This is a genomic window from Psychroflexus salinarum (assembly GCF_042677225.1).
In the GTDB taxonomy this organism is placed as follows: domain Bacteria; phylum Bacteroidota; class Bacteroidia; order Flavobacteriales; family Flavobacteriaceae; genus Psychroflexus; species Psychroflexus salinarum.
Genome location: NZ_JBHTIV010000013.1, coordinates 40918 through 54620, shown reverse-complemented (window position 1 = coordinate 54620; position 13703 = coordinate 40918). Strand labels below are relative to the sequence as shown.

At 34.1% G+C, this 13703-nt stretch carries 12 protein-coding genes; 8 read left to right on the top strand and 4 right to left on the bottom strand.

All coding sequences use genetic code 11. The annotated features are described in order from the left end of the window. Both ACFQ0R_RS10955 and ACFQ0R_RS10950 read right to left on the bottom strand, forming a co-directional pair. A complete protein-coding gene (locus ACFQ0R_RS10955; protein WP_379658420.1) occupies window positions 1-2421 on the bottom strand; it encodes a YfhO family protein in 2421 nt (806 codons plus the stop codon). A 30-nt stretch (window positions 2422-2451) separates the two neighbouring features. Further along, on the bottom strand, window positions 2452-2580 hold the full coding sequence (locus ACFQ0R_RS10950) for a hypothetical protein (RefSeq protein WP_379658419.1): 129 nt from the start codon (window positions 2578-2580) through the stop codon (window positions 2452-2454). A gap of 219 nt (window positions 2581-2799) precedes the next feature. On the opposite strand from ACFQ0R_RS10950, the gene ACFQ0R_RS10945 reads away from it, so the two are divergent. Further along, window positions 2800-3774, top strand: a complete 975-nt coding sequence (locus tag ACFQ0R_RS10945; protein WP_379658418.1) for a transporter — start codon at window positions 2800-2802, stop codon at window positions 3772-3774. Window positions 3775-3832: 58 nt separating this feature from the next. On the opposite strand, the gene rocD is transcribed toward ACFQ0R_RS10945, so the two are convergent. Continuing rightward, window positions 3833-5113, bottom strand: coding sequence for an ornithine--oxo-acid transaminase (rocD, locus tag ACFQ0R_RS10940; RefSeq protein WP_379658417.1), 1281 nt, complete (start codon window positions 5111-5113; stop codon window positions 3833-3835). A gap of 187 nt (window positions 5114-5300) precedes the next feature. Between rocD and ACFQ0R_RS10935 the strand changes: the two genes are divergently transcribed. From ACFQ0R_RS10935 to ACFQ0R_RS10920, 4 genes are all read left to right on the top strand, one after another. Then, window positions 5301-6740, top strand: coding sequence for an SLC13 family permease (locus ACFQ0R_RS10935; RefSeq protein ID WP_379658416.1), 1440 nt, complete (start codon window positions 5301-5303; stop codon window positions 6738-6740). A 70-nt stretch (window positions 6741-6810) separates the two neighbouring features. Further along, the gene (rlmD, locus tag ACFQ0R_RS10930) at window positions 6811-8226 is read left to right on the top strand and encodes a 23S rRNA (uracil(1939)-C(5))-methyltransferase RlmD (protein WP_379658415.1); all 1416 of its coding nucleotides are present in this window, start codon (window positions 6811-6813) and stop codon (window positions 8224-8226) included. After that, window positions 8223-8723, top strand: a complete 501-nt coding sequence (locus tag ACFQ0R_RS10925; RefSeq protein ID WP_379658414.1) for a DUF6452 family protein — start codon at window positions 8223-8225, stop codon at window positions 8721-8723. Before rlmD ends, ACFQ0R_RS10925 begins: the two co-directional genes overlap by 4 nt. Next, on the top strand, window positions 8689-9435 hold the full coding sequence (locus ACFQ0R_RS10920) for a DUF6048 family protein (RefSeq protein ID WP_379658413.1): 747 nt from the start codon (window positions 8689-8691) through the stop codon (window positions 9433-9435). The genes ACFQ0R_RS10925 and ACFQ0R_RS10920 overlap by 35 nt, the downstream gene beginning before the upstream one ends. Window position 9436: 1 nt before the next feature. On the opposite strand, the gene ACFQ0R_RS10915 is transcribed toward ACFQ0R_RS10920, so the two are convergent. Beyond that, complete coding sequence (locus tag ACFQ0R_RS10915) at window positions 9437-10591, bottom strand: THUMP domain-containing class I SAM-dependent RNA methyltransferase (RefSeq protein WP_379658412.1); 1155 nt, start codon at window positions 10589-10591, stop codon at window positions 9437-9439. A 97-nt stretch (window positions 10592-10688) separates the two neighbouring features. Here ACFQ0R_RS10915 and ACFQ0R_RS10910 point away from each other — a divergent pair, with 97 nt between their 5' ends. From ACFQ0R_RS10910 to ACFQ0R_RS10900, 3 genes are all read left to right on the top strand, one after another. Further along, entirely contained in the window at window positions 10689-11354 is a 666-nt protein-coding gene (locus ACFQ0R_RS10910) for a ZIP family metal transporter (protein WP_379658411.1), read from the top strand. Window positions 11355-11435: 81 nt separating this feature from the next. Further along, window positions 11436-12827, top strand: coding sequence for a dihydrolipoyl dehydrogenase (gene lpdA, locus ACFQ0R_RS10905; RefSeq protein ID WP_379658410.1), 1392 nt, complete (start codon window positions 11436-11438; stop codon window positions 12825-12827). A gap of 69 nt (window positions 12828-12896) precedes the next feature. Then, window positions 12897-13688: a TrmH family RNA methyltransferase gene (locus ACFQ0R_RS10900; RefSeq protein WP_379658409.1), complete on the top strand. Its 792-nt coding sequence runs from the start codon at window positions 12897-12899 to the stop codon at window positions 13686-13688. The last annotated feature ends 15 nt before the right edge of the window (window positions 13689-13703 follow it).

Sequence of the window (13703 nt, the reverse complement as noted above, 5' to 3'; positions counted from 1 at the left end):
CTAAATTTGCTTTCGCTTTATGGTGTACCCTAATCCTCCAAGTATAATAAGTGATAAAAGAATAAAACTTGCCAAGGTTATCTTTCCTCCGAAACTAACCACTTCAGGTTGAAATGAAAAAGTGATTTTATGGCTACCAGCAGGTAATTCCATCGCTCGCAATACGTAATTAGCTCTAAAATGGGTGGCCTCTTCACCGTTTATAGTAACTTTCCAACCTTTTGGATAATAAAGTTCTGAAAATAAAGCAAGGCTTTCATTTTCAGCTTCATATTTATAAACTAGCTCATTTTCTTTATAAGAAGTCAATTCAATTTGATCTGAGAAACTGACATCATAGTTTTTATTAGAATAGTCAAATTGATTGCTTTCTACAATAGCCGTAGTACTAGGGTTGATTGTGTCCAAAGCTAAAATAGCCTCGTTGGCATTCTCGACACTTATCAATTCATTTACTAACCATGCATTACCTAAATGATCTGGATTCTCCTGTGCAACAGGTTGACCATCATTATCAAAAATAAAATATTTGACATTGAGCATATTCAGAATACTTCGCTTGCCTTCGTAAATATAGAAGTCAAACAACTCCTGTACTCTTCCAGGCTTCGCTGCATGATAACCTCCAATCGAATTATGAAAATAAGAAGCTCTCGCAGAATTTAGTGGATTTGAAGTCAAATCATAAACCCTAAAGTGAGATTCATCTTTTTGAATTTCAAGATCAGCTTGATTGGCCTGGAAAGGTCTTTCCATAACTGAAGCCGCTACAAAATCATCTTCGTTGACGTATCTAGTATTAACACCGATCAAATCTATTAATATGAAGATCCCAATAAGACCAAGAAATAGGGGTTTCTTTATCTTTTCTTTTAAATATAGGTAAACAGCTCCTGCTACAAGTAAAACAAAAACCAGCGAACGTATGGTATCCGCCGTGAACATCGATTTTCTATCTTCTTTGAGTGCTCTTACGAATTTAGCTCCGTAATTTTCTAAAAATACAGCATCACTTGAACCACTGAAATTAAAAAGAGCTGATTTAAGAAGAAGAAATAAAACACTAAGCCCACCTAAAATGATTGTCGTTTTTTTGAGGGCTTCCCATTTTTGCTGATTTGAAATTTCACTGTTAACCAGTTTCGAAATTCCTAAAACACCTAATATTGGTAAGCAAAATTCTATTAAAACTTGAATGGAAGAAACAGCTCTAAACTTGTCATAAAATGGAATGTAATCCACAAAAAACTTAGTCAGCAGAGAAAAGTTATCGCCCCAGGAAAGTAAAAGAGCTAAAATTGAACCTGCAACCACCCACCATTTGGTCCTGCCTTTAGTTAAAAATAAACCTAATACGAAAAGAAAAATGACGCATGCTCCTATGTAAGCTGGAGCGCCAATAAAAGTCTGGTCACCCCAGTATGTAGGTAGGTTTTTACTGAAGTCTAAAGCTTGAGCAGGTGAAGCTCCCATCTGAATGAGTTCTCCATAAACTTCAGAATCCTTGCCTAGTGATTCACTACTTGAACCTCCCATAAATCTAGGGATAAAGAGATTAAAAGTTTCTAAAACTCCATAAGAATATTCAGTGATGTAATCATAATCTAAACCTGATTTCACTTTCTCTGTTCCGCCAGGTTCTATAGTAAGTCCGGTGTCTCCTCTTGTACTGAAATCTGCATATTCTTGTGTAGCAAGTAAGTTGGTGATATTCAGTAAAACCGCTAGTATAATCGCTGGAATAAAACTGAAAGACGCTTTCAGGAAAGGCATTAAAGTTTCATTTTTATAAGCATGAACAGCATTCACAATAACTATTACCAAACATAGTATCATCAGATAATAAGTCATTTGAAAATGGTTTGCCATTAATTCAAATGCAAGTCCAACACAAAAAAGGACATTCCCCCAGAAAAGCTTTTGCCTATAAACCAGTACCATTCCAGAGATAACTATAGGAAAATAAGCTATAGCATGTGCTTTTGCATTATGCCCAACGCCTAAAATAATAATGAGATAAGTAGAAAATCCAAAGGCTAAAGCGCCAAGAAAAGCTAATTTATAATTTACTTTCAAGGATAAAAACAGAATGTACATTCCGACAAAATAGAGAAACAAATAATCTGCTGGTCTAGGTAAAAAACGGAATTGTCGGTCTATTTCTTTAATATAATTATAGGGGTAGTTCGCTCCAAGTTGATAAGTTGGCATCCCACCAAAAGCAGAATTTGTCCAATACGGTTCTTCACCCTGGCTATCTCTAAAATCATTTTGAGCTTTTGCCATTCCTGTATATTGAACAATATCACTTTGGAAAATTGTTTTTCCTTTTAGAACTGGATGAAAAAAAGCTAATGAGGCAACTATGAATAGAAGCAATACTAGAATATGCTTCCAGGAATTAATTAATATGGACTTCATCTGTAAATTTTGGTTTGAAAAATGTGAAAGTTACTCAATTTCTTCATAATCTATATACTCCCCCACTTTACTATCCTTGGATTTACTTTTGAAGGTTTTACTAGATTTTTTTGTGTCTCTTTTAGGCTGATTTTGCTCTGGATTGAATTGATTATTCATATTCTTTTGAACCTTTTTGAAGATATATTTCAGTAATAAAGGACCAAAATATTTAGCTAGTAATTTAATAGCAAAGTAAACTAGAAGTATAATTAATAATGTCTTGAGAAATACCATAAAGTTGATTTGGTTTACAAAAATACCAATACTTTATAGCAAAGAAGTATACAGGCTGAAAAAATCGGATTTTAATTTATATTTGAATCTCAAACCTTATTTATGAAACCTAAACTCATTGGCTTATTTTTATTAGCAAGTTTTAGCATACAAGCTCAATATACAGATATGATAAATTCCAATAGACCCGGCGAGTCATTTGGAGCTTACAGTGTAGGGTCAAATGTTTTACAGTTTGAAACTGGACTAGCTTACGGAAAAGATAATCACGTATTTCCACTTATTCCAGATCTTTCTCAAGTAGATTATCAATACCAAGTCAGGTACGGTTTATTCATGGAGCAACTGGAAATAATTCTTAATGGAACATTCGTAAATGCTGAAGAAACTTTACTAAGAGGAGGAACTGAAACTACAAGTAACTACAGTAATTTTCGCTCAAATACATTTGGAGCTAAATATCTTATTTATGACCCCTACCTAAAAAGAGCATTGGAAGGACCAAACCTTTACAGTTGGAAGAAGAATAATCTCCCCCAATGGAGAGATTTGATTCCTGCGGTTTCGATTTATGCAGGTGTAAATCTTTTATTTGGAGAAAATCCTTTCAAATTTCCTGGTGAGCCTAATATATCGCCAAAGGCTGCGCTGATTACTCAAAATAACTTCGGAAGAAATTGGGTTTTGGTTTCCAATTTTATTGTTGACAAGCCGACAACAGATTTTCCAACTTACGCAGGAATTTTTACACTTACACATTCGATATATGCTAGAACTGGAGTTTTTGCTGAATTTCAAACTTATATAAGTGACATCTACAGTGATGAAATTTTACGTGGAGGTGTTGCTTTCCTTGTAAATAAAAACTTGCAAGTAGATGTTTCTGGACTTATCAATTTTAAAGATTCACCAGAACGATGGAGAGTTGGATTTGGGGTTTCCTACAGAGTAGATATGCACGATACTGATGAATATCTTTTTAAAGATAATAAAGAGAAAGCATTGTTTCTGGAAGAAAAAGAAAAACGTGAAAAAGAGAGACAGCGTATGAGAAGAAGAGACCAAATGAGAAATTGATAATAAAAATCCCCAATCGAAAGATTGGGGATTTTTAAATCAGTCTAACTTGTAAGATTTATTTTTCAAAATGCTTTAAAGTTGAAGTTATAATATCCACACATTCCATCAACTGCTCTTCCGTGATAACTAAAGGCGGAGCAAAACGAATGATATTTCCGTGTGTTGGTTTTGCTAGAAGACCATTTTCCTTTAATGCAACACAAATATCCCATGCAGTAGAGCTGTCTTCAGAATCGTTAATGACAATTGCATTAAGCAACCCTCTGCCTCTTACGAGTTTAACGATATTGTGATTTTCAATGAATTTATTCAATTCACTTCTGAAAATATCACCAAGTCTTCTCGCATTTTGTGCTAATTTCTCATCTTTTACAACTTTTAGAGCTTCCATAGCTACCGCAGCGGCAACCGGATTACCTCCAAATGTTGAACCGTGCTGTCCCGGCTGAATCACCTTCATAACTTCATCATCTGCTAGAACCGCAGATACAGGATACGCACCTCCAGAAAGGGCTTTACCCAAAATGAGAACATCTGGGCGAGAATATGTTTCTTGGCGCTCACAGTGTCCTTGACAATCACATTTTCCACAAACAGCAAGCAATGCTCCCGTTCTAGCTATTCCAGTTTGAATTTCATCTGCCATGAAAAGCACATTGTGCTCGTTACATAGAGATTTTACTTTAGGAATAAAATCGTCTGATGGAGTGAATACTCCTGCTTCACCTTGTATTGGTTCAATAAGAGCCCCAGCTATATTTTTGTTTTCTTTTAGTACTTTTTCTAAAGCTTCAGCATCATTATAAGGCACTTTAATAAAACCTGGTGTATAAGGACCAAAATTCTTTCTAGCTCCTTCGTCGTTACTGAAAGATATAATTGTAGTTGTTCTTCCGTGGAAATTATTTTCAAAAACAATTATTTGAGCTTCAGTTTCTGGGATACCTTTTTGTTCGTAAGCCCACTTTCTACAAATTTTAATGGCTGTTTCTACTGCTTCTGCGCCACTATTCATTGGTAAAAGCTTGTCGAACTTGAAGTATTCTGTAGCGTATTTTTCATATACACCTAAAACATTGTTATGAAATGCTCTAGAAGTCAATGATATAGTTTTTGATTGCTCATACATTGCCTCAACTATCCTTGGGTGGCAATGACCCTGATTTACAGCGGAATAAGCGGACAGAAAATCAAAATATTGTTTTCCTTCTACATCCCAGACATAAACGCCTTCCCCTTTTTTGAGAACGGCTGGTAAAGGATGATAATTGTGAGCTCCGTATTTATCTTCTAAATCTATGGCTTGTTGTGATGTTTTTACATCTTGAACTTTCATATGCTTCTGTTTTTAATTATCTACTTATTTGCGAATTTAAACATCTCATTTTCAATTTATCGTAAAGAAAATCCAAAACTAAAGATTAAAGCTTATTTATTTTTGATTTAAATAATAAATAAAAAAACAGTTTTGTCCTCAAATTAATGACTTAAAACTTATAGATTGGTAATCAATTCTCATTATAATGCAACAGGACTCCAGACAATATTCCAAAAAAATAATTGGTGAAATTAACCATAAAATATCTGAGAAGCTCAGGTGGCAAAGTCGTTCTATCCAATTTGTACTTAGCTTTTTAGTAGCGCTTGGCTTGAGTTATTTAATTAAAAATCCAGAATTTTCTGAAGGACAAACTTCAGTATTATTTATTTTAATCTTCGCCATTGGTTTATGGGTAACTGAAGCCATACCTCCTTTTGCTGTAGGTATTTTAATCATTGGCTACCTAGTATTTACAATGAGTAATCTGGAAAATGAAAATGTGACTCAATATTTAAATACCTGGTCAGATTCTGTTATTTGGTTGTTTTTAGGTGGTTTTTTTATAGCTGAAGCGATGAAGAAAACTGCTTTAGATCAAAGCTTACTTAAAATAATAGTTGCTAATATTGGAGAACAGTCAAAATACATTTTACTTAGTTTGATGTTAATCACAGCCTTTTTATCTATGTTGATGAGTAATACTGCAACTACTGCAATGATGATTGCTAGTATTACGCCAATTACATTCAGTCTAGGCAAAGAAGCTCCTCTTACCAAGTCTCTTTTGATTGGGATACCTACCGCAGCTGCTATTGGTGGAATGGGGACAATTATTGGTTCTGCTCCAAATGCAATTGCAGTTGGTGCTTTAGAAGGTATTGGTATTCGCATTAGCTTTTTGGAATGGATGCTTATTGGTGTTCCAGTTGCATTTATTCTGATATTCATTTTTTGGATTGCCCTTCTAAAAAAATACCAAATTAAACGCAAATCTTTGGATTTAAGCTTTTTACAAAAAACAAAACAGCAAGTAGATGTTAGCATTTCAACTACTCAGATACGAGTAACCTTAATTATAATTCTTACAAGTTTATTTTTTTGGTTAACATCCCAATGGACCGGTATTCCTGTATCTGCAGTTTCTGGAATACCCATAGTAGGATTTACTATGTTTGGCATTTTAGATGCGAATGATATGCGAAAACTACCCTGGGATACATTAATGCTTGTTGCTGGTGGACTTGCGCTGGGACTTGCAGTACAACAACAAGGTTTAACTGATTATTTTATTAGTTTTATTGATGTTCAAGACTTAAACTTTTACTTGCTTGCATTCATATTTGCATTACTAAGTGTTATTTTTTCAAATATAATGAGTAATACAGCAACCACTACGATTATGGTGCCTCTAGCAATTTCATTCACATTACTTCTTCCAGAAGAATCACCGAAAATAATTCCGCTCATCATCGCTTTAAGCGCTTCTTGTGCATTATTATTACCTGTTTCCACGCCTCCTAATGCTATTGCTTATAGCACTGGTAAATTAGATCAAGCTGATTTTAGATACGGTGGAATTTTGATTGGGTTGTTAGGACCTGTTTTAGTAAGCCTATGGGTAAGTTTAGTTTACTTTTTTTAAGACTTTTTAGTTATCAAAAGAAATCGATCTATATAAAGCAGTATTTGAAACATTACTTTATTTTTGTCGCATGGCAAGACGGAAAAATACAAATAAAACCTTTGAAAATATAGAAGTCCTCGATGCAGGCAGCAAAGGTAAGGGAATAGGAAAAGCAACTGATGGTAGAGTTTTAATAATTGACCAAGTAGTCCCTGGAGACGTTGTAGATGTTACTACGTACAAAAAAAGAAAATCCTATTATCAAGCAAAACCTCTACACTTTGTCAAGCTTTCTCCAAAACGTACAGATCCAGTTTGTCAACATTTCGGTGTCTGTGGTGGCTGTAAGTGGCAAAACATGGCTTATGAACACCAACTCTTTTACAAAGAGAAAGAGGTTTTAGAAAACCTCAAACGAATTGGTAAAGTTGAGATTTCTGAAACAAAACCTATATTAGGTAGTAAAAAAACCTACTTCTATAGAAATAAAATGGAATTTTCTTTCAGTAATAGCCGTTGGCTTACAGAGTCTGAAATTTCTAGCGGTGAAGATATTCAAGATAAAAATGCTTTAGGTTTTCACATTCCTGGTATGTGGGATAAAATTTTAAATCTTGAAAAATGTCATCTCCAAGAAGATCCTAGTAACGCTATCAGAAATAAAATAAGAGATTTTGCTACTGAAAATAATATTGAATTTTTTAATCCTAGAGAAAAAATTGGAATCCTTAGAACCTTAATGATAAGAACTAGTTCTACTGGTGAGTATATGATTTTAATACAGTTTTTTCAAGAGCATAAAACCAAACGACAATTATTACTAGACTTTATTATTGAAGAGTTTCCTGAAGTCACTTCATTGCAATATGTGATCAATGAAAAAGGGAATGACTCTATTTACGATCAAGAAGTTATTAAGTACTTTGGCCAAGATTTCATTTATGAAGAAATGGAAGGCTTAAAATTCAAGATTAACGCAAAATCTTTTTATCAAACCAATTCTCAACAAGCGTATGAACTTTATAAAATAACAAGAGACTTTGCCAACTTAAGTGGCAATGAGCTTGTTTATGATTTATATACAGGAACAGGAACTATTGCGCAGTTTGTAGCTAAAGAAGCAAAACATGTGGTAGGTATTGAAGCTGTACCAGAAGCTATTGAAGACGCAAAAGCCAATGCAAAGTTGAACGGTATTGAAAACACCTCTTTTTACGCAGGTGACATGAAAAAAATATTCACATCTGAGTTTATTGAAGAACATGGACAACCAGAAGTCATCATTACAGATCCACCTCGAGAAGGAATGCATAAAGAAGTTGTTGAGCAAATTTTAAACGTAAAACCAAAGCGTATTGTGTATGTAAGTTGTAACTCGGCAACCCAAGCAAGAGATTTACAACTAATGGATACATTCTATAAAGTTGAAAAAAGTCAAGCAGTAGATATGTTTCCACAAACACATCACGTAGAAAATGTGGTTTGTTTAAGCTTAAGAGAATGAGAGAAAAACTTGCAAAACTTTCTTTTTTAACAGCGACAATACTTCTCTTTTTTTCTTGCGAGAGAGATGATATCTGCCCTGAAGCTACAATCACAACACCAAAACTGGTTATTGAGTTTTTTGATATTAATAATCCTGAAAATCCGAAAAACGTAAGGAACTTAGCTATTAGGGAAATCGAAAAAGATACAGCTATTCTCTTTAACTCAACGTCTACTATATCTGTTCCTTTAAAAACAGATGCCATTGAGAGCCGCTATGTTTTCAATTTGAATGCTTTAGCCGATTCTGGAGGACTTACTGATACACTTACTTTTTCTTACGCTACTGAAGAACTTTATGTAAGCAGAGCTTGTGGGTTTAAAGCTAACTTTATTGATTTTAGAACAAGATTGGAAAACTCAGAAACGACTACTGATAACTGGATAAGAGATATCCTGGTAAGAGAAAACACTATAGAAAATGAACTTGAAACTCACCTTTATATTTATTACTAGCTCATTGTTTTTTCTTTTTTCTAAAACTGCTTTAGCTCAAGAAAATCCAGATGTAGAATATGAACAAGTGAGCGATTCTATTTTTTATAAAGATAAATATGGTCTTACCGTAAGCTTGGACTTAAGTAGAATTGGCCAAAGTTTTTGGGATGAAGATTACCAGGGATTAGAGATTGGAGCAGACTATAGGTTTTCAGAAAATCTATACATAGCAGGTGAATTGGGAAATGAAAATGCAAGTTTCAACAACGAAAATATTCTTAATGAAACGGATGGTAGTTATATAAAACTTGGAGTAAATTATAATATTTATGACAACTGGATTGGAATGCAAAATCTTATATACGTTGGTATTCGTTACGGTTTTGCAACCTATTCTCAAGATCTAAAAAATTATAGAATCTACACAACGGACGATTATTTCCCTCCTGATATAAGAGATGCGGATAGAAAATTCAGCAACCTCACTGCCAACTGGATAGAATTACAAGCTGGAATAAGAGTAAATATTTTTGATAATTTTTATTTAGGCGCTCATGTTCAACTCAAAAATATGATTACAACCACTGATATTCCGAATTATGACAATTTATATGTTCCAGGATTTCGAAGGACATTTGACAACTCAAGTATCGGAGCTGGCTGGGGCTATTCAATAAGCTACATGATTCCAATATATTCCAAAATAAAAACGCAAGCAGTAGATAATTAAGTTACTTCTTGGCTGCTTTTTTAGACCCTTCATAAATCTGATAGTTCAGTAATCTAGATTCTAACTTAGCGTTATACAATTTAATTTTTCTTGAAGGCCTCAATCCTACATGTTTTATAGCTTCCAGATCTGCAACAATAAACCAAGCTGAAGTGCCAGGATAATTTTGCTTTAGCGTGTCTCCTATTTTAGAATAAAATTTAGGAATATCAACATCCAATCTTACACCATATGGAGGATTAAACACCATATGCAGATGACGTCCTGAAGTTTTAAAGGTTTCGAAAAAATCTTGACGCTCTACCTTAATAAAGTCAGAAAGATTTGCATTTTCGATGTTTTGTGTAGCTTTTTCTACGGCTGAAGGAGCTTTATCATAACCTTTGATTTCGAATTCAAAAGACTTTACTTTTTTCAAAGTTGAATCTTTGATAATCTCAAACAAATCTTCATCAAAATCTTCCCATTTCTGAAAAGCAAAATGCTCACGGTTAATGTTTGGAGGAATATTACAAGCAATCATCGCCGCTTCAATAAGTATAGTTCCACTACCACACATAGGGTCTAAGAAATCACATTGCCCGGACCAACCCGATTTTAAAAGCAAACCTGCTGCCAGAACTTCATTGATAGGCGCTATATTGGTTGCTGTTTTGTAGCCTCTTTTGAAAAGTGGATCACCAGAAGTATTTAAGCTGATTTCGCAGTTCTCTCTGTCAATGTGAACACTCACCTGACAATCTGGTCTATCGGTATCGATATTGGGTCTAGATTCAAATTTATCGCGAAATCTATCTACAATTGCGTCTTTGGTTCTGAAGACAACATATCTGGAATGAGTAAAAATTTCTGAATTTACAGTAGATTCTACCGCAAAGGTTCCATTTTTATCGATCAGATTTTCCCACGCAAAAGCATTTAATTTTTTATAAAAATCATCTTCATTATAAATTTTAAAGCTAAAAATAGGTTTCAAAATGCTTATTGCAGTTCTTAAGCTAAGATTGGCTTTATACATAAAACCAAGATCACCAACAAAGGAAACGTGTCTAACCCCTTTTTGGATGTCCATAGCTCCAAGTTCTCTCAATTCTTTAGCAAGTTCGTCTTCAAACTCATAAAGACATTTTGCAATCATTTTAAAATTATTTTCCATAAAGAAGATATTTTGGAGTGCAAAAATACACTAATTTCGCAGCCTAAATTTTTGAATAGAGATTTTAAAATTATTTAAAGTCTATTTAGCAAGCTAAATGAATATAATTTTACCAATTGTTGCCGTACTTATAGGATTTGGAGTCTCTTATTTTGTCTATCAAAAATCTGTCACCATTAATCTGCTACTTGCGTTTAGTGGCTCGTTTCTGTTGTCGGTTACAGTTTTAGAATTTCTACCAGTCATTTATAATTCTGGAGTAAATTCAATTGGGATCTTTATTTTAGGTGGGATTTTACTTCAAATTATTTTAGAATATTTGTCCGGTGGTGCAGAACACGGTCATTTTCACCTTTCAAAAGAAAAGAAAACTTTTCCATTTGTATTGTTTATCAGTTTGTGCATTCATGCTTTTCTGGAAGGAATCCCAATTCATGGCAATGATCATTTACTTTACGCAGTGATCATCCATAAAGTTCCTATTGCGATTATCATCGCTTCTTTTCTATTCAATACGAGTTTATCGAAATTCAAAATTATTTTTTTCTTACTTGTTTTTGCATTGATGACTCCTCTTGGAAGTTTTGTTCAATCTAACACTACTCTTTTGGATGGTATCACTATCTATCTCGATGCTGTTGTCATTGGTATTTTCTTACATGTGTCCACCACAATTTTATTTGAATCTTCAAAAGATCACAAATTCAACATTTACAAGTTTGGAATCATCGTTCTGGGAATAGTTTTGGCTTTAGTGCTTTAAATAAGACCTATGTTTTAAGTGCGAAATTTGTGGATTATTCTTAATTTAGCGCTTTTTAGAAATCTTAGCAAACAAAATGTTATGAGTAAATACGATGTTATAGTTTTAGGAAGTGGTCCTGGCGGATATGTGGCAGCAATTAGAGCCTCACAGCTTGGTCTTAAAACAGCGGTAATTGAAAAAGAAAGTCTAGGTGGAGTTTGCCTTAACTGGGGATGTATTCCTACAAAAGCTTTATTAAAAAGTGCACAAGTTTTTCAATACTTAAATCATGCTGAAGATTACGGTCTTAAGGTTGATAATCCAGATAAAGATTTTACTAAAGTTGTAAAACGTAGTAGAAACGTTGCCGAAGGAATGAGCAAAGGTGTTCAATTCTTGATGAAAAAAAACAAGATTGATGTTATCATGGGACATGGAACACTCAAAAAGGGCAAAAAAGTTTCTGTAAAAGATGATAAAGATAAAACTAAGGAATATGAAGCAGACCATATCATTATAGCTACTGGAGCTCATTCCAGAGAGCTTCCTAGCTTGCCACAAGATGGTAAAAAAGTGATTGGTTATAGAGAAGCTATGACCTTGGATAAGCAACCAGAATCTATGATTGTTGTAGGATCTGGAGCCATCGGTTCTGAATTTGCAAGTTTTTATAACGACATGGGAACCAAAGTCACTTTGGTAGAATACTTACAAAACATTGTTCCTTTAGAAGATGAAGAAGTTTCTAAGCAATTTGAAAAAATCTACAAAAAGAAAGGCATCAATGTGATGACCAACTCTTCTGTAGAAAGTGTAGATACTTCAGGTAAAAAAGTAAAAGCTAAAGTAAAAACCAAAAAAGGGGAAGAAACCATCGAAGCTGATATTGTTTTATCTGCTGTTGGTATCAAAACCCATATCGAACATATTGGCTTAGAAGATGTCGGTATCAAAACCGATAAAGACAAAATTACAGTCAATGATTTCTATCAAACCAACGTTCCCGGCTATTATGCTATTGGAGATGTGACTCCTGGTCCAGCTCTTGCTCACGTTGCCTCTGCTGAAGGTATTCTTTGTGTAGAAAAAATCGCAGGAGAAAAAGTGACTCCTCTAGACTATGGTAATATTCCAGGATGTACATATTCTGATCCTGAAATTGCTAGTGTTGGCATGACAGAAAAGCAAGCTAAAGAAGCAGGTTATGAGATAAAAGTTGGGAAATTTCCATTTTCAGCTTCTGGTAAAGCAAGCGCTTCTGGAGCAAAAGATGGGTTTGTAAAAGTTATTTTCGATGCTAAATACGGAGAATGGTTAGGTTGCCATATGATTGGAGCTGGAGTGACTGATATGATTGCTGAAGCTGTTTTAGGCAGAAAACTTGAGACTACAGGTCACGAAGTTTTAAAAACTGTCCATCCACACCCTACTATGAGTGAGGCTGTAATGGAAGCTACAGCAGCTGCATATGATGAAGTAATACACTTATAATAATTAAGATTTAATTACATTTGAAGCTTCTGAAAGTTAACTTTCAGAAGCTTTTTTTAGTTCTGAATTATGAGAAAACACATTACAAGTATCAGCAATCCGTTAGTTAAGCATTTGCTTTTACTTCAGAAAAAATCTAAGCTTAGAAAAAGTGAAAATGAGTTTATAATTGAAGGTGTTCAAGAGCTGAATTATGCAATTGAAGCTAAGTATACACTGAAGCAGGTTTTAGTTTGTAATGATGTTTTTGAAAATAATATTCAACTAGATGATTTAGACTGTGAAGTAATAGACATTTCTCAAGATGTTTTTGAAAAAATCGCTTACAGATCCTCTACAGGTGGAGTCATAGCTATAGCAGAGACTAAAAATTTGAGTTTAAAAGATTTGAATTTTAAAACTAAATCTCCACTCATTTTGATTGCCGAAGCGCCAGAAAAACCAGGAAATATAGGCGCACTACTGAGAACATGTGATGCTGCAAATCTGGATGCTGTAATCATTGCCAACCCTAAAACAGATCTCTATAATCCAAATATCATCCGATCTAGTGTTGGGACTGTTTTTACAAATTCAATTGCTACAGGTTCAACTTCTGAAATAATTGACTATCTTACTAAAAATAGCATTTACATTTTCGCTGCCGCGCTTCAAGATTCTAGTTCTTACCTTAAGGAAGATTTTACAAAAGCAACTGCTATTGTTGTAGGTACAGAAGATGAGGGTTTGTCTGAAAGTTGGAGATCACAAGCACATAAAATTATCAAAATTCCTATGGAAGGAAAAGTTGACTCTCTTAATGTATCGGTTTCTGCTTCCATACTTATTTTTGAAGCTAAACGCCAACGTTTAAACCATTAATTTAAATTTTGAAAA